The organism is Pseudonocardia thermophila (assembly GCF_900142365.1).
Classification (GTDB): Bacteria; Actinomycetota; Actinomycetes; order Mycobacteriales; family Pseudonocardiaceae; genus Pseudonocardia; species Pseudonocardia thermophila.
Map to the genome: position 1 here is coordinate 1 of NZ_FRAP01000021.1, position 24,197 is coordinate 24,197.

The following is a 24,197-nucleotide window of genomic DNA, read 5'->3' on the forward strand; positions in this document are numbered from 1 at the left end:
CCTCAGACACACCCACCTCGCCCGGAGGCCCTCCCCTCGTTCAAGCCGACACGCCGTCGAGCACTGACAACAACGTCCTGAGTCACTACAGCTAGACCCGCAGCTTCGGACCGTTGCTGGTGCGCAGGTCCTCCAGGCGCAGCACCCGCGAACCGTCGGGCAGACCGAGCACCACGACGCTGCCGCTGCTGGCGTGCTCGTGCGCGACGAACTCGCCGCGGGCCAGCACCATCGGCTCGGCGGCCGCCGCGGGCCCCGCAGGTGCTGCGACCGCTGTGGGCGCTGTGGGCACGGCCTCGTCCACATGCTCGTCGACGACGAGCTTCCACGGCTCGAACACGAAGAGGGCGACCACGGCCAGCACGGCCGCGATCCCCAGCCCGGTGACGACGACGGGACGGCGCAGCACGGAGCGCATCTGCCCAGGGTGTCGCAGGAGGCGCCGTCGTGACCGGTTCGTTGCCTACTGTTCGCGAACCTGTTGCGCGGGCAGCTCACCCGCGGCCTGCCGACGGGCCACGTCGTGGCGGACCCACAGCAGGAACGCCCACACCCCGGCGAACACCACGCCCATGACGCCCAGGGCAGGGACCAGCACGAACCCGGCGACGATCACCGCCGCCTGCAGGAGGAGCGCCACCGCGAGCCCCCACGGGCGACGCTGCAGGCCGGCCGCGACCAGCATCGCCACCGCGAGGGCGCCGATGATCGCGATCCCGGCGCCGGACGGGGCCTCGGTGAACTTCGGCAGCACCAGCAGCGCGAGTCCGACGACGATGGCTTCGAGCCCGAGCGCCGCAGCGAACACCCCGCGGATGCTCCGGTCGACGCCCCCGCCCGGCTCCGGTGGATCCGCGGCCCCCTCAGGCCGGCCACTCACGGTCCACACTCCGGTGCTCCGGCGGATCCGGTCATGCCGGCTCCCGCCCGAAGAGCGTGCGCGCCTCGCCCGCCGTGACCACCGAGCCAGTGATCACCACGCCGACGCCGGAGTCGCCACCCTCCTCGGCCAGCTCCTTGGCCTCCTCCACGGCCCGGGAGAACTCCGGCTCGACGGACACCCGCTGCGCACCGAACACCTCGCTCGCCAGCGCGCCCAGCTCGTCGGCGTCCATCGCCCGCGACGAGGAGTTGGTGGTGACGACGACCTCGTGCAGGACCGGTTCGAGCTCGGTGAGGATGCCGCGCACGTCCTTGTCCTGCAGCACGGCCAGCACGCCGACGAGGCGCTCGAAGCGGAAGTCCGCGGTGAGCGCGGCGGCCAGGGCGCGGGCGCCGTGCGGGTTGTGCGCGGCGTCGGTGAACACCGTGGGCCCGTCCCCGGCCGACGCCAGCCGCTCCAGCCGGCCCGGCGACTGCACCGAGGCGAACGCCGCCCGGATGACGTCGGGATCGATCGGCTGCTGCGGCCCGGCCCCGACCAGCGCCTCGGCCGCGGCCAGCGCGAGCGCGGCGTTGCTCGCCTGGTGCTCGCCGTGCAGCGGCAGGAAGATGTCGTCGACCACGCCGCCCAGCCCCTTGAGGGTGAGCCGCTGCCCGCCGACGGCCAGCTCCCGCTCCTGCACCCCGAACTCCGAGCCCGCGCGGGCGACCTGCGCGTCGACCTCGACGCAGCGCCGCAGGAGCAGCTCGGCCACCTGCGGGTCCTGCTCGGCCAGCACGGCGACGGAGCCGGGCTTGATGATCCCGGCCTTCTCCCGCGCGATCGACAGCACGTCCTCGCCGAGGTACTCGACGTGGTCGACGCCGATCGGCGCGATCACCGCGACCGACGCGTCGGCGACGTTGGTGGCGTCCCACTGGCCACCCAGCCCGACCTCGATCACCGCGGCCTCGACGGGGGCGTCGGCGAACGCCGCGAACCCCATCGCGGTGAGCACCTCGAACTTCGACAACTGCCCCATCCGGGCGTCGATGATCTCGACGAACGGCAGGACCTCGCGGTACAGCTCGACGAACCGCTCCGCGGTGATCGGCCGGTTGTCGACGTTGATGCGCTCAGTGGTGCGCTGCAGCTGCGGGCTCGTGTAGCGACCGGTGCGCAGCCCGATCTCGGTGAGGATCGCGTCCACCATGCGCGCGGTCGACGTCTTGCCGTTCGTGCCGGTCACGTGCACGACCGGGTAGCCGCGCTGCGGCTCGCCCAGCGCCTCCATCAGCGCCCGGATCCGGTCCAGCGACGGCTCCATCACCGACTCGGGCCAGCGCTTGTCCAGCACCGCGTCGACGGCGAGGAACTCGGCGAACCCCGCCACCGTGGACTGCGCTGGGACGACGTCGGGGTTCTCCGAGCCGCGGATCTGGTCGAGGACGTGCGCGATCAGCGCGTTCTCGTGGTCGAGCACCTCACCGGTGCCCTCCGCGCCCGACGGGCGGCGGTCGCCCTCCTCGTCGGAGCCGTCCTCGTCCGCGAAGCGGTGGTCGTCCCCGTCGAAGTCCACGCCGTCGAAGTCCGCGGCGTCGTCGAAGTCGTCCTCGGGACCGCTCACTTCGGAAGCGCCGCCAGCCTGGAGTTGATCCGTTCGATCTCGGCGAGCGCGGCGGCGTGCCGGGCGCGGATCTTCTCCACGATCTCGGCGGGCGCCTTCGCGAGGAACGCCTCGCTGCCCAGCTTCTTCTCCGCCTGCGCCAGCTCCTTCTGCGCCGCGGCGAGATCCCGGTTCAGCCGGGTGCGCTCGGCCTCGACGTCGATCGCGCCCGAGGTGTCGATCTCCACGTGCACGCGGCCCGTCGAGAGGACGACCTCCAGGGTGGCGGTCGTGGAGAACTCCGGGCCGGGCTCGGTCAGGCGCACCAGCGACGCGATCGCGTTGCGGTGCCCGCCGAGGCCCGCCTCGTCGAGGCCGATCAGCTTCGCGGCGATCCGGCGGTTGTCCGGGACCCGCTGCTCGGAGCGGAACCGGCGGATCTCGGTGACCAGGCGCTGCAGGTCGGCCATGCGCTGGGTGGCGCCCTCGTCGACCGGCGCGCCGGGCTCCTTCGGCCACTCCGCGATGACGACCGACTCACCACCGGTGAGCGCCTGCCAGAGCGCCTCGGTGATGAACGGCATCATCGGGTGCAGCAACCGCAGGATCGTGTCCAGCACGTGGCCGAGCACCGCGCGGGTGCCCTCGGCGGTCGCCTCGTCAGCCAGCTGCGCCTTCGACAGCTCCACGTACCAGGAGCAGAACTCGTCCCACGTGAAGTGGTAGAGGCCCTCGGCGGCCTTCGCGAACTGGTACTCGTCCAGCAGCGCGTCGGTCTCTGCGGCGACCTCGCGCAACCGGCCGAGGATCCAGGCGTCGGCGTCGGTCGGGCGCTTCGGCAGCGGCAGCGTCGGCGACGCGCCCTTGGACAGCGCGAACCGGGTGGCGTTCCACAGCTTCGTGCCGAACGCGCGGGAGCCGGCGACCCAGTCCTCCGACAGCGACATGTCGGCACCCGGGTTGGAGCCGCGCGCGATCGTGAACCGCAGCGCGTCGGCGCCGTAAGCGTCGATCAGCTCCAGCGGGTCCTTCACGTTGCCCTTGGACTTCGACATCTTCGCCCCGTGCTCGTCGCGGACGAGCCCGTGCAGGTAGACGTGGGCGAAGGGCGACTTCCCGGTGGCGTAGGTCCCGAACATCATCATCCGGACGACCCAGAAGAACAGGATGTCGTAGCCGGTGACGAGGACGGAGTTCGGGTAGTACGTGCGCAGGTCGAGGGTGTCGTCCGGCCAGCCGAGCGTGGAGAACGGGAACAGGCCCGAGGAGAACCACGTGTCCAGCACGTCCTCGTCCTGCACCCAGCCCTCGCCGGAGGGCGGCTCCTCGTCCGGGCCGACGCAGACGACCTCGCCGTTCGGCCCGTACCACACCGGGATGCGGTGGCCCCACCACAGCTGCCGGGAGATACACCAGTCGTGCATCGACTCGACCCACTGGAAGAACCGGGCCTCCATCTCCCGCGGGTAGATCACGGTCTCCCCGGAGCGGACGGCCTCGGCGCACCGCTTCGCCAGCGACTCGACCTTGACGAACCACTGCAGCGACAGCCGCGGCTCGATGACCACGCCGGTGCGCGAGTCGTGCCCGACCGAGTGCTTGTACGGCCGGACCTCCTTGACGATGCGGCCCTGCCGGCGCAGCTCCTCCTTGATCGCCTCGCGGGCCACGAAGCGGTCCATCCCGTCGAAGCGGGTACCGGTGCCGGTGACGACGCCCGACTCGTCGAGGATCGTCGGCATCGGCAGGTCGTGGCGGCGGCCGATCTCGAAGTCGTTCGGGTCGTGGGCCGGCGTCACCTTGACCGCCCCGGTGCCGAACTCCGGGTCGACGTGCTCATCGGCGATGATCGGGATCCGTCGCCCCACGATCGGCAGCACGATCTCCTTGCCGACCAGGTGGGAGTAGCGCTCGTCCTCCGGGTGCACCGCGACCGCGGTGTCGCCCAGCATCGTCTCGACGCGGGTGGTGGCCACGACGATCGAGTCCTCGCCGTCGCCGTAGCGCATGGAGACGAGCTCGCCCTCGACCTCCTTGTGGTCGACCTCGATGTCGCTGATCGCGCTCTGCAGGGCGGGCGACCAGTTGACCATCCGCTCGGCCCGGTAGATCAGGCCGTCGTCGAACATGCGCTTGAACATCGTGACCACGGCGCGCGACAGCCCCTCGTCGAGGGTGAAGCGCTCGCGGGTCCAGTCGACGCCGTCGCCGAGCCGCTTCATCTGGCTCAGGATCAGGCCGCCGGACTCGGCCTTCCACTGCCACACGCGCTCGACGAACGCCGCACGGCCCATCTCCCGCCGGCTCGGCTCGCCGTTCTCGGCGAGCTGGCGCTCCACGACGCTCTGGGTCGCGATGCCGGCGTGGTCCATGCCGGGCAGCCACAGCGCGTCGTAGCCCTGCATCCGCTTGCGGCGGGTCAGGATGTCGATGAGCGTGTGGTCCATGGCGTGCCCGTAGTGCAGGCTGCCGGTGACGTTGGGCGGCGGAATGACGATGCAGTACGGCGGGCGTCCGCTCGTCGGGTCGGCCTCGAAGTAGCCGGCCTCGACCCACCGCTCGTACATGCCGACCTCTACCTCGCCCGGGTTCCACTGGGCGGGCAGGTCGGCAGCTCGGGTGGGGAGGGTCTCGGTCACCCCCCAAGTCTACGAGCGGCCCGCACGGCACTTGCGCGCGGCAGTGACTCCTGCTAACCGGGCGGCGTCAGACGGGCAGCAGCAGGGCGTGCAGCCGGTCGAACCCGAGCAGCCGGCGGGTGGCGTGGGCGCGCACCGCGTCGCGCGGCACCTCGCGCACCTCGCCGCTCGTCGGCTCGTAGACCCGCCACCCGGCGGGCCCCGCACCGACGGCCATCACGTAGTGCCGCGGGATGAACGTGCCGACCAGGAGCGGCACGGGCCGGCCGGCGGCGAGGGCGCGGTCGACCGACTCGATCGCCTCGCCGAGGTCGGCGGCGGAGGTGTCGTCCACCAGCCGTACCCGGTACGGGCCCGCGGCCGGGGCGTGCCGGCGCAGCCACGCCACCATCCCCCACGGGGAGGTGCCCAGCGCTGCGGGCCAGAACCGGGTGGACTCGCGGTGCACCTGCAGTTGGCGCACGTCGTAGCGAGCCCCGAAGCCCACCGCGGACGTGGCAGTGGCCGCGGAGAGGCCGGAGCCGGCCACGGCCCGACCGGTGCCCTCCAGGCGCTCCAGCTCCGCGGGCTCCGCCCACGCTGCGATGGCGACGAGCACGGCGCTGCCGCACGTCGTGGAGTCGACCTGGTCGAGCGTCGCGCCGGCGTAGCGCTGCGGGCCGAGCTTGTCGGTCACCAGCGGGCGGCGACCCACGGCGAGCAGTCGCACCGGCGGGACGGGTGGTGCGGCAGGACGGCGGCGGACCACCAGCCGCTGCACGCTCCGCGCCATCCCACACACCGTCTGCACACGGCAATCCTGCATCGCGAACCCGCGCGATGCCACGGGAGTCCGCCCGGACGGACCCTTAGGCTGCGCTGGTGGTGGGTTTCACCGACGAGGTGCGCGCGTTCCTGTCCGAAGGCACGCGCACGGGAAAGCTGGCGTGGGCCGCGAAGGACGGGCGGCCGCTGGTCGCCCCGGTCTGGTTCGTCGTGGACGAACGGACCGACGAGCTGGTGTTCACCACCGGCGCACTGTCGGCCAAGGGCCGCGCCCTGATGCGCGACCCACGCCTGGCGCTGTGCGTGGACGAGAGCAGCCCGCCATACTCCTACGTGCAGGTGCAGGGCACCGCGACGGCCTCCGAGGACCTGGACGAGCTCCGCGCCTGGGCCACGCGCATCGGCGCCCGGTACATGGGCGCCGAGCGCGCGGAGGAGTTCGGCAGACGCAACGGGGTCGCGGGCGAACTGCTGGTGCGCCTGTGCCCCGTCAAGGTGCTGTCGGACTTCGATGTGACGGGCTGACCCCGGCCGGTCAGCCGGCCTCGGCCTTCCGCCACCCACCGCTGAGGGCGGTGACCTTCGTGGCGAGCTCCCGCGCCGCGGCCTTCGGGTCGGTGGACCGGCCCGCGGCGATCCCGAGCAGGTACGCGGTGACAGGGGCGCTGGGCCGGCTGACGGTCTGGGCGACGTCGGCCGTCATGTCGAGGACGGTGTCGACGATCGAGTCGGGGTCGACCGCGTCCTCGATGCCGAGCTCGGCGGCCACCGAGGTAACCCAGTCGAACAGGGCGGTCGCGTTACTAGTGGCAGGCATTCTGCGACGGTAGCCCTCCCCGGTGGCGGCACGCCCGTTTCCCGGCGCTCAGTGCGACGACCTTCACACGCTCTGGAGTGACGCACACGTCGAGAACGACGTTGCGGTGATCAACAGGGCCTGTTGATCACCGCAACTCGTTCTCGACGGAGGTTCAGGCGGACCGCTCGCGGCGCTCCCGGCGCGGCGGGGTGCGCGGCACGATCGTCGGGTTGACGTTGCTGCGCACGGTCTGCTCGGTGATGACCACCTTGGCGACGTCGTCGCGGCTGGGGATCTCGTACATCACCGGGAGGAGGACCTCCTCCATGATCGCCCGCAGGCCGCGGGCGCCGGTGCCGCGCAGGATCGCCTGGTCGGCCACCGCGGACAGCGCGTCGGGGGTGAACTCCAGCTCGACGCCGTCCATCTCGAACAGCTTCTGGTACTGCTTCACCAGCGCGTTGCGCGGCTCGGTGAGGATCTTGACCAGCGCTTCCTTGTCGAGCGAGGTCACCGAGGCCACGACCGGCAGCCGGCCGATGAACTCGGGGATCAGACCGAACTTGATCAGGTCCTCGGGCATCGTCTCGGCGAAGGTCTCCGAGACGTCGAGGTCGTTCTTCGAGCGGATGTCCGCACCGAAGCCGATGCCCCGCTTGCCGATCCGATCGGCGATGATCTTCTCCAGCCCGGCGAAGGCACCCGCCACGATGAACAGGACGTTCGTCGTGTCGATCTGGATGAACTCCTGGTGCGGGTGCTTGCGCCCGCCCTGCGGCGGCACGCTCGCCGTGGTGCCTTCCAAGATCTTCAGCAGGGCCTGCTGCACGCCCTCGCCGGAGACGTCCCGGGTGATCGACGGGTTCTCCGACTTGCGGGCGATCTTGTCGACCTCGTCGATGTAGATGATCCCGGTCTCGGCGCGCTTGACGTCGTAGTCCGCAGCCTGGATCAGCTTGAGGAGGATGTTCTCGACGTCCTCACCGACGTAACCGGCCTCGGTCAGAGCCGTGGCGTCCGCGATCGCGAACGGCACGTTCAGCATCTTCGCGAGGGTCTGGGCGAGGTACGTCTTGCCGCAGCCCGTGGGGCCGAGCATCAGGATGTTCGACTTGGCCAGCTCGACGTTGTCGCCGTCGCGCCCCTTGTCCCCCGCCTGGATGCGCTTGTAGTGGTTGTAGACCGCGACCGCGAGCGTGCGCTTGGTCTGCGTCTGGCCCACGACGTACTGGTCGAGGAACTCGTGGATCTCGGCCGGCTTGGGCAGCTCGTCGAGCTTGACGTCGTTCGACTCCGCCAGCTCTTCCTCGATGATCTCGTTGCAGAGATCGATGCACTCGTCGCAGATGTAGACCCCAGGGCCGGCGATGAGTTTCTTGACCTGCTTCTGGCTCTTCCCGCAGAACGAGCACTTGAGCAGGTCACCGCCGTCACCGATGCGTGCCATGAGCGCAGACCCCAGTCCCATCTGGCGCGCCCGTCCGACGCGCCCTAGTGACGGTACCCGGTCGACGCGCCCCCGCGGGAGCATCAGCGCCACGGAGATTCGGGTGACGCGCCGACCGGACGTGCAGAACCCTGCTGTAGATGCGGAAACCTGCCCTCTGGCTCAGACCGCGGAGAGCTTGCGGCTCTGGATGATCTCGTCCACGATCCCGTACTCCTTGGCCTCCTCGGCCGTCAGGATCTTCTCGCGCTCGATGTCGCGGCGGATCTCCTCGACCGACTTGCCCGTGTGCCGGGCCAGCGTGGTCTCCAGGAGCTTACGGGTCCGCGACACCTCGCGGGCCTTGATCTCCAGATCGGTGATCTGGGCCCGGCGCGGCGAGCCGCTGCGCGGCTGCCGGATCAGCACCCGCGCGTTCGGCACCGTGAGCCGCTTGCCCGGGGCGCCCGCGGCGAGCAGCACGGCCGCCGTCGACACCGCCTGCCCGAGGCAGACCGTGCGGATGTCCGGCCGGACGTACTGCATCGTGTCGTAGACGGCGGTGAGCGAGTAGATGTCGTCGGCGTACTCGTCGTTGGGACCCGACCCCGGCGAGTTGATGTACATCGTGATCTCGCGGTCCGGGTCGAGCGACTCCAGCACGAGCAGCTGCGCCATCAGCTGGTCCGCGGCCTCACCGACGATCGTGCCGCCGACGAAGATGATCCGCTCCTCGAACAGCTTCGCGATGGGCGTCATGGTGCGCACGCCGTAGTTCGTGCGCTCCTCGAACTGCACGTTGTACACCGACTGGGGATTCAAGCCCGGGTAGTACATCGCCCTGAAACCTCCGTCGAATGAATCGCCCACCATCTCAGGACGCCCCGTTCGTGCCACTGGTGTTCGAGTTGACGCCGTCGAAGCCGCGGGCGAACTGCCCGATCGGGATGATCTTGTCGATGAGGCCGTACTCCATGGCCTCCTGCGCGGTGAACCAGCGGTCGCGATCCGCATCGCGCATGATCGTCTCGACCGACTGGCCGGTCGCCGCCGCGGTCAGCTCAGCGAGCTGGCGGTTGATCCGGCTCAGCCGCCGCGACTGGATCACGATGTCGGACTCGTCGCCGCCGACACCGGCCGAGCCCTGGTGCATCAGGATCTCGGCGTGCGGCAGGGCCAGCCGCTTGCCCGGCGCACCCGCGGTGAGCAGCACCTGGCCCATCGACGCGGCCAGGCCCATCGCCACGGTCTGCACGTCGGGCTTGATCCACTGCATCGTGTCGTAGATCGCCATGCCCGCCGTGACCGAGCCGCCCGGCGAGTTGATGTAGAGCATGATGTCGCGCTCGGAGTCCTCCGCCGCGAGCAGCAGCAGCTGCGCGCAGATCCGGTTCGCGATCTCGTCGTCGACCTCCTGGCCCAGCACGATGATGCGCTGCGCGAGGAGGCGCTCGTACACCGAGTCCGAGAGTCCCATCCCGAACCCGGAACCGCTGCGCGACAACGGGGACCCGACCCGACGATTCACCTGATCCCTCACTTCACCCTGCTTTCGCCGATCGCCGTTGCGGCAACCAATCGGTCAGCCCCTGTCACGCTTCCTGACCCTACGCGGAAACCGGCGCCGGCCGGGCCACGGACCCGCGTTGTTCGCTCTGGGCGTGCGGACCGGCGTGTCGGTCGTTCGTCAGGACGCGGTGCCCGACGCCGCCGGGGCCTGCGCAGCGTCGTCGGAGGAGTCCTCAGCCGCTGCCTCGGTGCTCGCCTCGGTGCTCGCCTCGGTGCTCGACTCGGTGCTCGACTCGGTGCTCGACTCGGTGCTCGATCCAGGGGCGTCCTCGTCCGGGCCGAGGAACTCCGACAGGTCGACCGGTGCACCGGCCGTGTCGACCACGGTGGCCTGGCGGACGGCCTGGATCAGCGCCTTGCTGCGGCGCGCGTCGGCGTAGAGGACGCCCAGCTGGCCGGCCTCCTGCAGGCGGCGGACGAACTCCTCCGGCGGCATGCCGTACTGGCTGGCCTGGAAGACGATCCGCTCGGAGAGCTCCTGCTCGGACACGGTGACGTCGTTGGCGTCGGCCAGCGCGTCGAGGATCAGCCGGGAGCGCACCGACTTCTCGGCGGCCTCGCGCGTCTTGCGGTCCCACTCCTCGCGGGTGGTGCCCTGCGCCTCGAGCGCCGCGACCCACTTCTCCTCGTCGTGGTCGAACGGGTGCACGGCGTCGTGCAGCGCCGCGTCGACCTCGGCCTGCACGATGCCCTCGGGCAGCGGCACGTCGGTGGCCTCGACGATCGCGTCGAGCACCTTGTCGCGGGCCGAGCCGACCTGCTCCATGCGCTTGACCCGGGCCAGCCGGTTGCGCAGGTCCTCGGTCAGCTCCTCGAGCGTGTCGAACTCGCTGGCCAGCTGCGCGAACTCGTCGTCGGCCTCGGGCAGGTGGCGCTCCTTGACCGCGGTCACCTTGACGGTGACGTCGGCGTCGCGCCCGGCGAACTCGCCGGCGACCAGCTTGGTGGTGAAGACGCGCTCCTCGCCGGCCGAGAGCCCGATGATGGCCTCGTCGATGCCCTCGACCAGGCCGCCCTGCCCGACCTGGTAGGAGAAGCCGCTCGTCTGCGCCTCCTCGACCGGCTTGCCGTCGACGCTGGCCGACAGGTCGATGAGCACGAAGTCGTCCTTCTGCGCCGGCCGGTCGACCCCGGTGAGGGTGCCGAAGCGGGCCCGCAGGTTGTCCAGCTGCTCGGTGACGTCCTCGTCGGAGACCTCGACCGGGTCGACGGTCACCGAGATGCTCGACAGGTCGGGCAGTGTGATCTCCGGGCGCACGTCGACCTCGGCGGTGAACGCGAGGCGCTCCCCGTCGGCGAGCTCGGTGACCTCGATCGCCGGGCGGCCGAGCGGCTGCAGCTTCTCCTCCGAGGAGGTCACGGCCTCCTCGTAGCGGCGCGGGATGGCCGCGTTCACGACCTCGTCCAGGATGGGCCCGCGGCCGATGCGCGCCTCGATGACCCGCGCGGGCACCTTGCCCTTGCGGAAGCCCTTGACCTGGATCTGGTTGGCGAGCGACTTGTACGCGCGGTCGAAGTCCGGCTTGAGCTCGTCGAACGGCACCTCGACGTTGAAGCGGACCCGGGTCGGGCTCAGCCGCTCGACGGTGCTCTTCACTGCATACTCCTCATCGGTGGAACTGGTGGAACGTGCGACGGCGGCCCGGGACGCACACGGGCTCCCTCGCCGCTCGCCACCGGCGGGCGTGTTCTGGCTCGTCGCCGCGGTCGCGGCAGGCCCGTGAGCCGGAGCTCGCGGGCGCACGACCGGACCCGACGAGTCTAGGGGGTGGGCGCCGCGCCGGTCGGGCGGGTGCTACCCGACATCGGGCAGGCCACCGCGGCGACCCGCGGTGGAGCCGGCCGGTCACCCGACCGGGGCAACGCGGCTGCGGGGCCTGTCCATGAGGCGAGCCGTTCTCGCGAGCGGAGCCCGCGGACGGGCACCAGCGGCCCGCTCGGCCGGATCATCACCGTGATGGACTACAGCCGCCACGACCCGGCGACGGCCGCCGCCCGGGCCGCCGCGGGGAGTCGGTGGCGCCGGTCACGGACCCCGGCCGCCGTCCACTCGACCGTGTCTGACGTGCGGCGAGAGTGATCCGCCACCCTCCGTGGGTGTCGCACGTCATGCGGTTGTACCCGTTCAGCGGTTCCGCGCAATGTGAACGGGAGGTTGCGCTACTCACTCCCCTTCCGTATGGCGCGCTGCGGGCACGACGTGCGACATTGTTCTGCGGAACCCGCACCCACCGACGCGTGCGCCCTGCAACCTGCACGAACCCGGCCGAAGCCCACCACAGCCTCCGGTCGTGTCGCACCGGCGTCCGCGGCCACGAACCAACGGTCTTCGGTGCTGCGGGCTGCTCCGGTTCGCCCTCCGGAGGCATCCGGACGGCCTAGTCACGTAGTCTCTCCCCACTTTTCAGCACCGTCGTCCCGATGCCGTCAGGTCGGGGTGCACCGAGACGACAGGAGGTCCTCTTGGCTGAGACGCCTGCTGGGACGAACCCCGGGCACGTCAGCCCGGCAGTCGTTCCGTCCCCACCGTCGGCGGGTGGGCTCTACTCCCCGGAGTTCGAGCACGACGCCTGCGGTGTCGCGATGGTGGCCGACCTCAAGGGTCGGCGCAGCCACGACATCGTCGAGAAGGCGATCACGGCCCTGCTGCGCCTCGAGCACCGCGGAGCCCGCGGCGCCGAGACCAACACGGGTGACGGCGCCGGGATCCTGATCCAGGTGCCGGACGAGTTCTTCCGGGCGGTCGTCGACTTCGACCTGCCGCCCGCCGGCGCGTACGCCGCGGGCCTCGCCTTCCTGCCGACCGACACCGCCCAGGCGGATGCGGCCATCGCCGAGATCAACCGGCTCGCCGACGAGGAGCAGCTCGTCGTGCTGGGCTGGCGGGACCTCCCGACCGATCCCGACGCCGCTGACCTCGGCCCGACGGCGCGCGCGGCCATGCCCGCGTTCAAGCAGCTGTTCGTCGCGGGCAAGGCCGGTGAGACCGGCATCGACCTCGAGCGGCGCACGTTCTGCCTGCGCAAGCGCGCCGAGCACGCCACCGGCGTCTACTTCCCGAGCCTGTCGCCGCGCACCATCGTCTACAAGGGCATGCTCGCCGAGCCGCAGCTCGTGCCGTTCTACCCGGACCTGGCCGACGAGCGGATCACGACCGCGCTCGCGGTGGTCCACTCGCGGTTCTCGACGAACACGTTCCCGGCGTGGCCGCTGGCGCACCCGTACCGGTACGTCGCCCACAACGGCGAGATCAACACGCTGCGCGGCAACCGCAACTGGATGGCCGCCCGGGAGGCGCTGCTCGAGAGCGACCTGATCCCCGGCGACCTGGCCCGGCTCTCCCCCATCGTCACCCCGGACGCGAGCGACTCCGCCACCTTCGACGAGGTGCTGGAGCTGATGCACCTGGGCGGTCGCAGCCTGCCGCACGCGGTGCTGATGATGATCCCGGAGGCGTGGGAGAACCACACCGAGATGGACCCGGCCCGCCGGGCCTTCTACGAGTTCCACTCCACGCTGATGGAGCCGTGGGACGGTCCCGCGCTGGTCTGCTTCACCGACGGCACCCAGATCGGCGCCGTGCTCGACCGCAACGGTCTGCGGCCGGCCCGCTACTGGATCACCGAGGACGGCACCGTCGTGCTCGCCTCCGAGGTGGGCGTGCTCGACGTGGACCCGGGCGCGGTCGTGCGCAAGGGCCGCCTGGAGCCGGGCCGCATGTTCCTGGTGGACACCGCGGCCGGCAAGGTCGTCGACGACGCCGAGATCAAGGGCGCCCTGGCGGCGGAGCACCCGTACGCCGACTGGCTGCACGCCGGGCTGATCCACCTCAAGGACCTGCCCGCGCGGGAGCGCGAGGTGCCCGAGCAGGCCGAGCTGGTGCAGGGCCAGCAGGCGTTCGGGTACACCGAGGAGGAGCTGTCGGTCCTGCTCAAGCCGATGGCGGCCAGCGGGAACGAGCCGATCGGCTCGATGGGCAACGACGCGCCGATCGCGGTGCTCTCGGAGCGCCCGCGGCAGGTCTACGACTACTTCAACCAGCTGTTCGCGCAGGTCACCAACCCGCCGCTGGACGCGATCCGCGAGGAGCTGGTCACCTCGCTGACCAGCCAGCTCGGGCCCGAGCAGAACCTGCTCGCCGCCACGCCGGCCAGCTGCCGCACGATCGTCCTGCCGTTCCCCGTACTCGGCAACGACGATCTGGCCAAGATCGTCCACATCAACGACGACGGCGACAAGCCGGGCTTCAAGGTCTACACCGCGAGGGGCACGTTCCCCGCGGACGGCGGCGGTGCGGGCCTGAAGGAGCGGCTCGACGAGATCTGCGCCGAGGTGTCCGCGGCCATCGAGGGCGGCGCCCGGCTGATCCTGCTCTCCAACCGCGAGGTCACCCGCGAGCAGGCGCCCATCCCGTCGCTGCTGCTGGTCGGCGCGGTGCACCAGCACCTGGTGCGGGAGAAGACCCGCAGCCGGGTCGGGCTGTTCGTCGAGTCCGGGGACGCCCGCGAGGTGCACCACATCTCGCTGCTGCTCGGCTTCGGCGCGGCCGCGGTCAACCCGTACATGGCGATGGCCACGGTCGAGGAGATGGCGCTGCGCGGCGAGATCCCCGGCGTCGACCCGGCCACGGCGGCGAAGAACCTCGTCAAGGCGCTCGGCAAGGGCGTGCGCAAGACGATGTCGAAGATGGGCGTCTCGACGGTGGCCTCGTACACCGGTGCCCAGATCTTCGAGGCCGTCGGCCTCAGCAAGGAGGTCATCGACTACTGCTTCACCGGGACCACGTCCCGGCTGGGTGGGGTCGGCTTCGACGTGCTCGCCGAGGAGGTGCTCCGCCACCACCGGCGTGCGTTCCCGCCGGACGGGGTGCGCCCGGCGCACCGCACGCTGCCCGTCGGCGGCGAGTACCAGTGGCGCCGCGAGGGCGAGCTGCACCTGTTCAACCCGCAGACGGTCTTCAAGCTGCAGCACTCCACGCGCCAGGGCCGCTACGAGATCTTCAAGGAGTACACGCGGGCGGTCGACGAGCAGGCGCACCGGCTGATGACGCTGCGCGGCCTGTTCACGTTCAAGGAGGGCGTGCGCCCGCCGGTGCCGATCGAGGAGGTCGAGCCGGTCGAGGAGATCGTCAAGCGGTTCTCCACCGGCGCGATCTCGTACGGCTCCATCTCCAAGGAGATGCACGAGACGCTGGCGATCGCCATGAACCGGCTCGGCGCGCGGTCGAACACCGGTGAGGGCGGCGAGGACCCCGAACGGTTCACGCCCGACCCGAACGGCGACTCGCGGCGGAGCGCGATCAAGCAGGTCGCGTCCGGTCGGTTCGGCGTGACCAGCGAGTACCTGGTCAACTCCGACGACATCCAGATCAAGATCGCGCAGGGCGCGAAGCCCGGTGAGGGCGGCCAGCTGCCCGGCGCGAAGGTCTACCCCTGGATCGCCAAGACCCGGTACTCGACGCCGGGCGTCGGGCTCATCTCCCCGCCGCCGCACCACGACATCTACTCGATCGAGGACATCAAGCAGCTCATCCACGACCTGAAGAACGCCAACCCGCGGGCCCGCATCCACGTGAAGCTGGTCAGCCAGGTCGGCGTCGGCACGGTCGCGGCGGGCGTCGCGAAGGCGTACTCCGACGTCGTGCTCATCTCGGGCCACGACGGCGGCACGGGTGCCTCGCCGCTGTCGTCGATCAAGCACGCCGGCGGTCCGTGGGAGCTCGGCCTGGCCGAGACGCAGCAGACGCTGCTGGCCAACGGCCTGCGCGACCGGATCGTCGTGCAGGCCGACGGGCAGCTGAAGACCGGCCGCGACGTGATCATCGCGGCGCTGCTGGGCGCCGAGGAGTTCGGGTTCGCCACCGCGCCGCTGGTGGTGTCGGGCTGCATCATGATGCGGGTCTGCCACCTCGACACCTGCCCCGTCGGGGTCGCGACGCAGAACCCCCAGCTGCGGGCCAAGTTCGACGGACGGCCCGAGTACGTCGTCAACTTCATGCGCTTCATCGCGCAGGAGGTGCGCGAGTACCTGGCTGCGCTCGGCTTCCGCTCGATCGCCGAGGCCGTCGGGCACGCGGAGGTGCTCGACACGAACGACGCCGTCCGGCACTGGAAGACCAAGGGCCTGGACCTCTCGCCGATCTTCGCGGTGCCGGACCTGCCCCCGGGCACGCCGCGGCTGTGCACCCGCAAGCAGGACCACGGGCTGGACAAGGCGCTGGACAACACGCTGATCCAGCTGTCGGAGGGGGCGCTCTCCTCCGGCGACAAGGTCCGGCTGGAGATGCCGATCCGCAACGTCAACCGCACCGTCGGCACGATGCTCGGCTACGAGGTCACCAAGCGGTGGGGCGGCGAGGGCCTGCCCGACGACACGATCGACGTCACCTTCACCGGCTCGGCCGGGCAGAGCTTCGGCGCGTTCGTGCCCAAGGGCGTCACGCTGCGGCTGGTCGGTGACACCAACGACTACTTCGGCAAGGGCTTGTCCGGCGGGCGGCTCACGCTGCGGCCCGACCCGTCGGCGCCGTTCGCGGCCGAGGAGAACATCATCGCCGGCAACGTCATCCTGTACGGGGCGACCTCCGGCGAGGCGTTCATCCGCGGTGTGGTCGGCGAACGGTTCTGCGTGCGCAACTCCGGCGCGCTGGCCGTCGTCGAGGGCGTGGGTGACCACGGCTGCGAGTACATGACCGGCGGCCGCGTGGTCGTGCTCGGCAAGATCGGCCGCAACTTCGCGGCCGGCATGTCGGGCGGCATCGCGTACGTGCTCGACCTGCCGCGCCACCGGGTCAACCCGGAGATGGTCGACATCGACCCGCTCGACGACGACGACCGCGCGTTCCTGCGCGACGTCGTGGAGCGCCACTACACCGAGACCGACTCGGCAGTCGCGAAGCGGCTGCTCACCGACTGGGAGGAGTCGGTCAACCGGTTCGCCAAGATCATGCCGAAGGACTACAAGCGGGTCCTGAAGGCGCAGGCCACCGCCGAGGCGGAGGGCCGCGACGTCAACGCCGCGATCATGGAGGCCGCACATGGGTGACCCCAAGGGGTTCCTCACCACCCCGCGGCAGGGGCCGACCCGTCGCCCGGTCGAGCTGCGCCTGCGGGACTGGAAAGAGGTCTACGAGGATTTCTCGCGCGCCACGCTGGAGAAGCAGGCCGGCCGCTGCATGAACTGCGGCATCCCGTTCTGCCACCAGGGCTGCCCGCTGGGCAACCTCATCCCGGAGTGGAACGACCTCGTCTACCGCAAGGACTGGCGCAAGGCCGCGGAGCGGCTGCACGCCACGAACAACTTCCCGGAGTTCACCGGCACGCTCTGCCCCGCCCCCTGCGAGGCGGCGTGCGTCCTGGCGATCAACGACGACGCGGTCACCATCAAGCAGGTCGAGATCGAGATCATCGACCGGGCGTGGGACGAGGGCTGGGTGACCCCGGTGCGGCCCCCGGTGCGCACCGGCAAGAAGGTCGCGGTCGTCGGCTCCGGGCCGGCCGGGCTCGCGGCGGCCCAGCAGCTCACCCGGGTCGGGCACGACGTGGTCGTGTTCGAGCGGGCCGACCGCATCGGCGGGCTGCTGCGCTACGGCATCCCCGAGTTCAAGATGGAGAAGTTCCGTCTGGACCGGCGGCTGCAGCAGATGCGCGAGGAGGGCACGCACTTCCGCGCCTCCGTCGACGTCGGCACCGACATCACCGCCGAGCAGCTGCGCGCGGACTTCGACGCGATCGTGCTCGCCGGTGGCGCCACGGCGTGGCGGGACCTGCCCGTCCCCGGTCGCGATCTCGAAGGCGTCTACCAGGCGATGGAGTACCTGCCGTGGGCCAACAAGGTCCAGCAGGGCGACATCGCCGAACCGCCGATCACCGCCGAGGGCAAGCACGTGGTGATCATCGGTGGCGGTGACACCGGCGCCGACTGCCTCGGCACCGCCCACCGCCAGGGCGCGCTGTCGGTGACGCAGCTCGAGATCATGCCGATGCCGCCGCAGCACCGCACCGAGACCATGCCCTGGCCGACGTACCCGATGATCTACCGGGTCTCCTCGGCGCACGAGGAGGGCGGGGAGCGGCTCTACTCGGTCAACACCACCGAGTTCGTGGGCGACGAGCAGGGCAAGCTCGCCGGGGTGCGCATCGTCGAGGTGCGCCGCGGTCCGGACGGCCGGTTCGTCCCGGTGGAGGGCACCGAGAAGGTGCTGCCCGCGCAGCTGGTGCTGCTGGCCATGGGGTTCGTCGGGCCGGAGAAGAGCAAGCTGCTCGTCGATCCCGGCGTCGAGTTCGACGAGCGCGGCAACGTCGCCAGGGACGACTCGTTCATGACCTCGGTCGAGGGCGTGTTCACCGCGGGCGACATGGGCCGTGGCCAGTCGCTGATCGTGTGGGCGATCGCCGAGGGCCGGGCGGCGGCCGCGGGCGTGGACGCCTACCTCACCGGGCGGGACATCCTGCCGCGGCCGATCAACCCGACCGACCGGCCGATCTCGTAAGTCGCACACGCTGTGCACGGCCCGCCGGACCTGCTGGTCCGGCGGGCCGTGCGCGTTTCCTCCCTACGATGTGCCGATGGAGCACGACGTCTTCCTCGCCGACTGCCCGGCGCGAACGACGCTGCAGCTGATCGCCGACGCGTGGTCGGTCGTCGTGATCCACGCGCTCGGACAGCGCCCCCACCGCTACGCGGAGCTGCAGGAGCGGATCGGCGGCATCAGCAAGAAGATGCTGACCCAGACCCTGCGCAAGCTGCAGGACAACGGGCTCGTCGAGCGGCGGCGCATCCCCGCGGCCCCGCCGGGCAGCGAGTACCGCCTCACCCCGCTCGGCGAGACCCTCCTCGAGCCGGTGCGCTCCCTCGCCCGCTGGGCGGAGCAGAACACGGAAGCGCTGCTCGCGGCGCGCGGCGCTGACTGACGCGTGGGGCACCGTCCGGTGCCCCACGGCCGCCCAGGATCGGCCGGGTCCAACCACCCGACCTCGGAGGCGAGATGGAGATCGGAGTCCTCGGCGCGGGCCGCATGGCGGCCGCGCTCGTGCCGCACTGGGTGCAGGCCGGTCATCGGGTCGTGCTCGGCGGCCGCACACCGGCCAAGGCGCAGGCGCTTGCCGAGCACGTCGGCGCCGAACACGCGCCGCTGCGCGTCGTCGCGGAGCGCAGTGAGGTCGTCCTGCTCGCGGTGCTCTACCCAGGCGTCGACCCGACGCTCGTCGCAGCGGGCGCGGACGAGGGCACGCTGGCCGGCACGATCCTGATCGACTGCACCAACCCGGTCGAGACCGGGAACTTCACGCTCGACCTGCCGCCGGGCGAATCACTGGCCGGGCGGATCGCGGTGAGGACGGGGGCGCGCGTCGCGAAGGCGTTCCACAACGCGCACGCCGACGTGTGGGCGACCCGCGCCACCTTCGGCGGCCGGCCGCTCGTCGCCCCGATCGTCGGCCACCAGGACGCGAAGGCGGTCGCGGCGCAGCTCGTGCGCGACGTCGGCGCGGAGCCGTTCGACGCGGGCGGGATGGAGCACGCGCTGTACCAGGAGGCGGCGTCGGCGGTGATCATCCGGCACCTGTTCTCCGGGGCGGATCCGCTGTCGGTGTTCCAGCTCTCGGTCGGCACAGCCGGCTAGGTTCCGGTGAGCCGTTCCACCACGGGTGCCAACACCTCCAGGAACGGCTCGCTGACCGAGACCGCCGAGATGCCCGTCGTGTCGCGGCGGCGTCGCAGCTCGTCGACGATCTCGCCGGGGCCGCCGCGCAGCAGGGCCATCGAGTCGACGGCGACGAGCTCCGCCAGGTCCACGCCGATGTAGCGGGCCATCTGCGGGGGCAGCTCGTCGCCGACCACGAAGACGTTCACGGCCAGTTCGATGTCCGCGGCGCGCTCCCCGGCGCCGTGCGCACGGCGGCGGCCATGGCGGCGACCTCGCTCCGGCCGGCGCGCGCGTCCGCGGCGAGCGTGACGGTGTCGGCGAGCCGGGCGGCCAACCGCAGCGCCTTCGGGCCGCGCGCGGCCATCAGGACCGGGGTGCGGTGGGCGTCGCCGTCGAGCTCGCGCAGCGTCGCGATGGTCCGTTCGACCTGGGCCCGGCGCTCGGCGGCCGTGCCGAACGGGAGCCCGACGGTGGCCGCCTGCCGTTCGACGACCGGTCGGCCGGTGCCGATCCCCAGGTCGAACCGGCCGGCGGTGAGCACGCTCAGGCTGTGCGCCTCGTAGGCCGCCTGGTACGGGGTGCGCAGCGGCGCGGCCAGCACGAACGTGCCCACCCGCAGCTCCTGCGTAGCCTGCGCGGCGATCGCCAGCGCCGGGAACGGCGAGGGCAGCTGGATGCCGTCGGGCATCAGCAGGGTCGTGTAGCCGAGCTCCTCGACCCGCCGGGCGGTCGCGATCCACCGGTCCGGCCCGGCGTGCGGGGTGGCGACGACGCCGAAGCGGAACGGCTTGGCGGGAATGTCCATGACGACCTCCGACGACGGCATCAATGTTTGATACCTCATCGTTCGATATCGATGACTTCGGTGTCAAACCGTTCTCAGTGCGCTCCCAGCCGCACCGCGGCGAACGAACACCTCCTGACCAGCAGGTCCCGATCTAAGGTCGCCCGATGACCGAGATCACACACCGCACGATCGACGCCGGCGGGATCTCCCTGCACATCGCCGAGGCCGGCCCCGCCGGCGGCCCGGTCGTCCTCCTGCTGCACGGGTTCCCGGAGTGCTGGTACTCCTGGCGGCGCCAGATGACCGCGCTCGCTGAGGCCGGCTACCGCGCGGTGGCACCGGACCAGCGCGGGTACGGCGGGAGCGACGCTCCGGGAACCGTCGACGCGTACACGATCTTCGACCTGGTCGGGGACGTGATCGGGGTACTCGACGCGGTCGGTGCCGAGCGTGCGGTCGTCGTCGGCCACGACTGGGGCGCGCCGGTCGCCTGGCACACGGCACTGCTGCGGCCAGACCGGGTCCGCGGGGTGGTGGGACTCTCGGTGCCGCTGGAGCCGCGTCCCCGGCGGACGCCGACCGCGGCGATCGAGCGCCGCTTCGGGCCGCACCACTACATGCTCTACTTCCAGCAGCTCGGGGTCGCCGACGCCGAGCTGGGCGCCGATCCGCGCGGGTTCCTGCGCCGGCTGTTCGCCGCGACCTCCGGCACGGGCACCCCCACGGCCCCATCGGCCGAGCACGGCTTCCTCACCGCCCTGCCGGAGACGGACGCGTTGCCGGCGTGGCTGACCGAGGAGGATCTCGACGTCTACACGCAGACGTTCGCCGAGCACGGCTTCACCGGCGGGCTCAACTGGTACCGCAACCTCGACCGCAACTGGGCGCTGACGCGCCCGTGGCGGGATGCGCGGGTCACCCCGCCCGCCCGGTACCTGGCCGGGGAGGCCGATCTGGTCGTGGGCGGCCGAACCGTCGACGTGCTCGTCGAGAGCATGTCGCAGGTGGTGGCCGATCTGCGCGGGGTGGCGCTCCTGCCCGGCTGCGGGCACTGGACCCAGCAGGAGCAGCCGGACGAGGTGAACGCGGCCCTGCTGGAGTTCGCCGCCTCGCTCCCGTGACGGACGACTCGCCCGTGCCGCGACGACGCGCGACCGCGCGTCGGCCGGCGGCAACCGCCCGGCGCGTTGATCGTCAGTTACCGATCACCGACCGTGTCAGGCCGTTCACCGGTGCGTGCGGATCGGGCGCACCTCTCGGGCATCGGAACCGTTGCAGTGGATGACCGGGTCCGGCGGGCTGGGGAGCCCTCGTCGGTACCCGGTCAACAAGCTTCCAGCGGTCGTCCCCTGCAGACCGTGGGCCGCCGCTGCGTCGATCACGCCGAGCGCTCCAGGATCCGGAACACCGGGCGACCCGGCGCCGCGGCGCGCATCGCGCCGTCGTCGGAGGAGGCGTCGAGCCCGTCGAAGAACCGGCCGACCTCCCACGCCCAGCGGCGCAGGTACTCGCGCAGCACGGACACCTTCTCGTCGTCGGCGAGTTCGACGGCGGTGAACGGCTCGACGCGCCGACCGAGCCGCAGCTCGCCCTCGCCCGCCGCGCGCAGGTTGCGCACCCACTGGGTCTCGCCGCGCGGCGCGACGAGGTAGCGCTGCCCGTCCATGACCAGCAGGTTGACCGGGACGGTCCGCACGGCGCCGGTCCTGCGGCCGCGCACGGCGAGCACACGCCGGTCCCGGAAGCCGAGGCCGAGCCGCACGAGCCCGGCCACCACACCGTTGACGATCCGGTCGACCCGGGTGAGGGGAACGGTGCGGGTGGTCATGGGAACCTCCTGGGATCGATTCTACGAGAGCACTGCTCTCTGATGAGACCAGTGAATCGCTTCCATCGATCACTGTCAAGAGCGGTGCTCTCCCTGACGCTTATCGCGATGACGCCCCGTATCCGCCGAGTGCGCTGCGTGTCACCGAACCGGACGTTCCCCGCAAAGCCGACTGCCTCATCCCCCGTGATCGAGGAAGGACGCAGGGCGACGGAGAATGCAGGGTGTGGGTGCACGGGCCCCTCGACCGACCCCCTACGGTGCTCCGGTGGAGTTGTACGGCCGAAGCATCCGTGTGCTGCTCAGCGGAGCCGAGTACTCCGGTGGGCTCGCCGCCGTACGAGCGCTCCGCTCCGCGGGGTTCGAACCGTGGGTCGCCGACCCGGTCGACGGCTCCTACGGCGCCCTCTCCCGCGCCGCGGCCGGCTCGGTGCGCGTCACCGATCCGCGGATCGACCCGCTCGCGTTCACCGAGGAGCTGGTGGAAGCGGCCGACCGGATCGGTGCCCGAGTCGTCCTGCCCGGCACGGAGCCCGCACTGCTCGCGCTGGGCGAGCACCGCGGACTGTTCCCGGACGACGTCGCCGTGGGCGCCCCGCCGCCCGAGCTGACGATCGCCGCCACCGACAAGCAGAGCCTCGCGCAGCGGGCTGCCGATGCCGGGTTCGCGGTGCCGCCCACCGAGCTGATCACCCTGGACGACCTGCGGGGCGGCCGGACCGACCAGCCCTACCCGGTCGTCGTCAAGCCGGTGCGGTCCGAGCTCGCCGATGCATCCGGCCTGCAGCGCTACGAGGTCGTGCGCGCCCGGGATCCGCGGGAGCTGGCAGCAGCGCTGGAGGTGCTGCCCGGCAAGGCCGCGCTCGTCCAGCCGTACCTCATCGGGCCGATCCGCACCGTCAACGGCGTGGCCTGGGACGGCGAGGTCGTCGCCTCCGTGCACAAGCTGGCCGAGCGGACATGGCCGCTCGACTGCGGGGTGGTCTGCTACGCCCGCACCGTCCCCATCGAGCCGGACGTGGACCGCGCCGCCCGCGCGCTGCTGGGCGACCTCGGCTGGAGCGGGCTGTTCAACCTCCAGATGATCAGCACGCCCGACGGGCACCACGTCATCGACCTCAATCCGCGCGTCTACCACTCCCTCGCGCTCGCGGTCGACGCCGGTGCGAACCTCCCCGCGATCTGGACGGCGCTGCTGCTCGGCGAGCGGCCGCCGTTCAGCGGGTACCGCGTCGGCGTGCGGTTCCGCTCCGAGGAGGACGTGATGGCGCTGTGGGGCACGTTCCGCGCCGGGCGCCGCGCGGCCGCCCTGCGCGGGCTCGTACCGCACCGGGGCACGTCGCACGCGGTGCTGTCGCTGCGCGACCCGGCCCCGACGCTGAACGTCCTGCGCCGCGCCGTGCGGGTCGCGCGGCGGCGCGGCAGCCCCCGCGGATAGCGGTCACGGGCCCCGCCCGAGGAGACGATCACCTGACCGGTGACCCAGCCGGCGTCCGGCCCGGCCAGCCACGCGAGCAGCCACGCCGCGTCGTCCGGCTCGCCCCAGCGGCCCATCGGCTCGTACTCGAGCACCGCGGCCCGGGTCGCCTCGTCCGGCCAGCCGGTGTCGGTGGCGCCCGGGTCGACGGTGTTCACGGTGATCTTGCCGGGCGCGAGGTGGGCCGCGAGGCTCGCCGTGACCTGGCGCAACGCCCCCTTGGACGCGATGTAGGGCAGCTCGCCGGGCATCGGCCCGCGGTGCTGGCCCGAGGTGAGCAGCACGACCCGCCCGAGGCGGCCGTCGTCGTGCCGGCGGGCGAACTGCTGGACCAGCAGCAGGGTGGCGCGGGTGTTCACCGCGTAGCTGAGGTCCAGCTCCTCGGCCGTCAGGTGCTCCAGGTCCTGCTCGCTGCTGCGGGCGTGGTCGGCGACCAGCACGTCGACGTGGCCGAACACGGCGCCGGCGGCATCGACGACCGCTGCGGGCGCCGGCGGGTCGGCCAGGTCGGCCGCGAACGCCTCCACCCGGGCGCCGGTCGCCTCGGCGATCTCCGCCGGGATCCCGGTGCCGCCGTCGGGATCGGCCCCCGGTCTGCTCGGCGTCGGCGGGCGACCAGGTGTGCAGGAACAGGTCGACGCCGGCGGCGCCGAGCCGTCGGGCGACCGCGGCACCGATGCCGCTGCGCCGGCCGACCCCGGCGACGAGGGCGACGGGTCTGGACACGATCATCAGCCGGTCCGAGACCACCGGTGCGAGTGAAGCGATTTGCACGGTTCCGCCCCACGCGCGA

Annotated in this window: 20 protein-coding genes and 1 pseudogene; 7 read left to right on the forward strand and 14 right to left on the reverse strand. The window is 71.7% G+C overall.

Annotated features, from left to right (window positions below):
• Positions 1 to 91: 91 nt before the first annotated feature.
• The 5 genes from BUE41_RS23700 to BUE41_RS23720 all read right to left on the reverse strand — a co-directional run bounded on the left by BUE41_RS23700 (position 92) and on the right by BUE41_RS23720 (position 5,879).
• The gene (locus tag BUE41_RS23700) at positions 92 to 418 is read right to left on the reverse strand and encodes a DM13 domain-containing protein (RefSeq protein ID WP_073459530.1); all 327 of its coding nucleotides are present in this window, start codon (positions 416 to 418) and stop codon (positions 92 to 94) included.
• Between the two features lie 45 nt (positions 419 to 463).
• Positions 464 to 808, reverse strand: a complete 345-nt coding sequence (locus BUE41_RS23705; protein WP_234997519.1) for a DUF4233 domain-containing protein — start codon at positions 806 to 808, stop codon at positions 464 to 466.
• A 103-nt stretch (positions 809 to 911) separates the two neighbouring features.
• Entirely contained in the window at positions 912 to 2,489 is a 1,578-nt protein-coding gene (locus BUE41_RS23710) for a bifunctional folylpolyglutamate synthase/dihydrofolate synthase (protein ID WP_407691683.1), read from the reverse strand.
• Complete coding sequence (locus BUE41_RS23715; protein ID WP_073459531.1) at positions 2,486 to 5,107, reverse strand: valine--tRNA ligase; 2,622 nt, start codon at positions 5,105 to 5,107, stop codon at positions 2,486 to 2,488. The genes BUE41_RS23710 and BUE41_RS23715 overlap by 4 nt, the downstream gene beginning before the upstream one ends.
• 67 nt (positions 5,108 to 5,174) lie before the next feature.
• Positions 5,175 to 5,879 carry a hypothetical protein gene (locus BUE41_RS23720; RefSeq protein ID WP_073459532.1) on the reverse strand — a complete coding sequence of 235 codons (705 nt, stop codon included), beginning with the start codon at positions 5,877 to 5,879 and terminating at the stop codon, positions 5,175 to 5,177.
• Between the two features lie 89 nt (positions 5,880 to 5,968).
• Between BUE41_RS23720 and BUE41_RS23725 the strand changes: the two genes are divergently transcribed.
• Entirely contained in the window at positions 5,969 to 6,397 is a 429-nt protein-coding gene (locus BUE41_RS23725) for a PPOX class F420-dependent oxidoreductase (protein WP_073459533.1), read from the forward strand.
• Positions 6,398 to 6,407: 10 nt separating this feature from the next.
• Here the strand turns inward: BUE41_RS23725 and BUE41_RS23730 are convergent, their stop codons facing one another.
• The 5 genes from BUE41_RS23730 to tig all read right to left on the reverse strand — a co-directional run bounded on the left by BUE41_RS23730 (position 6,408) and on the right by tig (position 11,263).
• Positions 6,408 to 6,689, reverse strand: coding sequence for a DUF6457 domain-containing protein (locus BUE41_RS23730; RefSeq protein ID WP_073459534.1), 282 nt, complete (start codon positions 6,687 to 6,689; stop codon positions 6,408 to 6,410).
• Positions 6,690 to 6,843: 154 nt separating this feature from the next.
• Positions 6,844 to 8,118 (reverse strand): ATP-dependent Clp protease ATP-binding subunit ClpX, encoded by a 1,275-nt coding sequence (gene clpX / locus BUE41_RS23735; RefSeq protein ID WP_073459535.1) that lies wholly within the window; start codon positions 8,116 to 8,118, stop codon positions 6,844 to 6,846.
• A gap of 162 nt (positions 8,119 to 8,280) precedes the next feature.
• The gene (locus BUE41_RS23740; protein WP_073459536.1) at positions 8,281 to 8,934 is read right to left on the reverse strand and encodes an ATP-dependent Clp protease proteolytic subunit; all 654 of its coding nucleotides are present in this window, start codon (positions 8,932 to 8,934) and stop codon (positions 8,281 to 8,283) included.
• Positions 8,935 to 8,971: 37 nt separating this feature from the next.
• Positions 8,972 to 9,574, reverse strand: coding sequence for an ATP-dependent Clp protease proteolytic subunit (locus tag BUE41_RS23745; RefSeq protein ID WP_084755738.1), 603 nt, complete (start codon positions 9,572 to 9,574; stop codon positions 8,972 to 8,974).
• Positions 9,575 to 9,784: 210 nt separating this feature from the next.
• Entirely contained in the window at positions 9,785 to 11,263 is a 1,479-nt protein-coding gene (gene tig / locus BUE41_RS23750; RefSeq protein ID WP_073459537.1) for a trigger factor, read from the reverse strand.
• Positions 11,264 to 12,129: 866 nt separating this feature from the next.
• Between tig and gltB the strand changes: the two genes are divergently transcribed.
• The 4 genes from gltB to BUE41_RS23775 all read left to right on the forward strand — a co-directional run bounded on the left by gltB (position 12,130) and on the right by BUE41_RS23775 (position 19,288).
• Positions 12,130 to 16,710, forward strand: a complete 4,581-nt coding sequence (gene gltB / locus BUE41_RS23760) for a glutamate synthase large subunit (protein WP_073459539.1) — start codon at positions 12,130 to 12,132, stop codon at positions 16,708 to 16,710.
• Positions 16,703 to 18,157, forward strand: a complete 1,455-nt coding sequence (locus BUE41_RS23765) for a glutamate synthase subunit beta (protein WP_073459540.1) — start codon at positions 16,703 to 16,705, stop codon at positions 18,155 to 18,157. Before gltB ends, BUE41_RS23765 begins: the two co-directional genes overlap by 8 nt.
• Before the next feature lie 76 nt (positions 18,158 to 18,233).
• Positions 18,234 to 18,578 carry a winged helix-turn-helix transcriptional regulator gene (locus BUE41_RS23770; protein ID WP_073459541.1) on the forward strand — a complete coding sequence of 115 codons (345 nt, stop codon included), beginning with the start codon at positions 18,234 to 18,236 and terminating at the stop codon, positions 18,576 to 18,578.
• Positions 18,579 to 18,652: 74 nt separating this feature from the next.
• Positions 18,653 to 19,288, forward strand: a complete 636-nt coding sequence (locus BUE41_RS23775) for an NADPH-dependent F420 reductase (RefSeq protein ID WP_073459542.1) — start codon at positions 18,653 to 18,655, stop codon at positions 19,286 to 19,288.
• Here BUE41_RS23775 and BUE41_RS32185 read toward each other — a convergent pair.
• Complete coding sequence (locus BUE41_RS32185) at positions 19,285 to 19,518, reverse strand: hypothetical protein (protein ID WP_234997520.1); 234 nt, start codon at positions 19,516 to 19,518, stop codon at positions 19,285 to 19,287. The genes BUE41_RS23775 and BUE41_RS32185 overlap by 4 nt on opposite strands.
• A complete protein-coding gene (locus BUE41_RS23780) occupies positions 19,515 to 20,138 on the reverse strand; it encodes an LLM class flavin-dependent oxidoreductase (RefSeq protein ID WP_234997522.1) in 624 nt (207 codons plus the stop codon). Before BUE41_RS23780 ends, BUE41_RS32185 begins: the two co-directional genes overlap by 4 nt.
• A 125-nt stretch (positions 20,139 to 20,263) precedes the next feature.
• Here BUE41_RS23780 and BUE41_RS23785 point away from each other — a divergent pair, with 125 nt between their 5' ends.
• Entirely contained in the window at positions 20,264 to 21,220 is a 957-nt protein-coding gene (locus tag BUE41_RS23785) for an alpha/beta fold hydrolase (RefSeq protein ID WP_073459543.1), read from the forward strand.
• A 257-nt stretch (positions 21,221 to 21,477) separates the two neighbouring features.
• Here the strand turns inward: BUE41_RS23785 and BUE41_RS23790 are convergent, their stop codons facing one another.
• A complete protein-coding gene (locus tag BUE41_RS23790; RefSeq protein ID WP_073459544.1) occupies positions 21,478 to 21,927 on the reverse strand; it encodes a nitroreductase family deazaflavin-dependent oxidoreductase in 450 nt (149 codons plus the stop codon).
• A gap of 268 nt (positions 21,928 to 22,195) precedes the next feature.
• Between BUE41_RS23790 and BUE41_RS32190 the strand changes: the two genes are divergently transcribed.
• Positions 22,196 to 23,365: a carboxylate--amine ligase gene (locus BUE41_RS32190; protein ID WP_159444957.1), complete on the forward strand. Its 1,170-nt coding sequence runs from the start codon at positions 22,196 to 22,198 to the stop codon at positions 23,363 to 23,365.
• Between the two features lie 68 nt (positions 23,366 to 23,433).
• On the opposite strand, the pseudogene BUE41_RS23795 reads toward BUE41_RS32190, so the two are convergent.
• Positions 23,434 to 24,078: pseudogene (locus BUE41_RS23795) on the reverse strand (SDR family oxidoreductase); the annotation flags it as partial.
• Between the last annotated feature and the right edge of the window lie 119 nt (positions 24,079 to 24,197).

Excerpts from the sequence above, each read along its gene's own strand:
- BUE41_RS23745 (WP_084755738.1), bottom strand. The coding sequence starts at position 9,574 with ATGGGACTCTCGGACTCGGTGTACGAGCGCCTCCTCGCGCAGCGCATC.
- BUE41_RS23720 (WP_073459532.1), bottom strand. The coding sequence starts at position 5,879 with ATGGCGCGGAGCGTGCAGCGGCTGGTGGTCCGCCGCCGTCCTGCCGCA.
- clpX (WP_073459535.1), bottom strand. The coding sequence starts at position 8,118 with ATGGCACGCATCGGTGACGGCGGTGACCTGCTCAAGTGCTCGTTCTGC.
- BUE41_RS23765 (WP_073459540.1), top strand. The coding sequence starts at position 16,703 with ATGGGTGACCCCAAGGGGTTCCTCACCACCCCGCGGCAGGGGCCGACC.
- BUE41_RS23770 (WP_073459541.1), top strand. The coding sequence starts at position 18,234 with ATGGAGCACGACGTCTTCCTCGCCGACTGCCCGGCGCGAACGACGCTG.
- BUE41_RS23775 (WP_073459542.1), top strand. The coding sequence starts at position 18,653 with ATGGAGATCGGAGTCCTCGGCGCGGGCCGCATGGCGGCCGCGCTCGTG.
- BUE41_RS23790 (WP_073459544.1), bottom strand. The coding sequence starts at position 21,927 with ATGACCACCCGCACCGTTCCCCTCACCCGGGTCGACCGGATCGTCAAC.
- BUE41_RS23780 (WP_234997522.1), bottom strand. The coding sequence starts at position 20,138 with ATGCCGTCGTCGGAGGTCGTCATGGACATTCCCGCCAAGCCGTTCCGC.
- BUE41_RS23785 (WP_073459543.1), top strand. The coding sequence starts at position 20,264 with ATGACCGAGATCACACACCGCACGATCGACGCCGGCGGGATCTCCCTG.
- BUE41_RS23740 (WP_073459536.1), bottom strand. The coding sequence starts at position 8,934 with ATGTACTACCCGGGCTTGAATCCCCAGTCGGTGTACAACGTGCAGTTC.
- BUE41_RS23700 (WP_073459530.1), bottom strand. The coding sequence starts at position 418 with ATGCGCTCCGTGCTGCGCCGTCCCGTCGTCGTCACCGGGCTGGGGATC.
- BUE41_RS23730 (WP_073459534.1), bottom strand. The coding sequence starts at position 6,689 with ATGCCTGCCACTAGTAACGCGACCGCCCTGTTCGACTGGGTTACCTCG.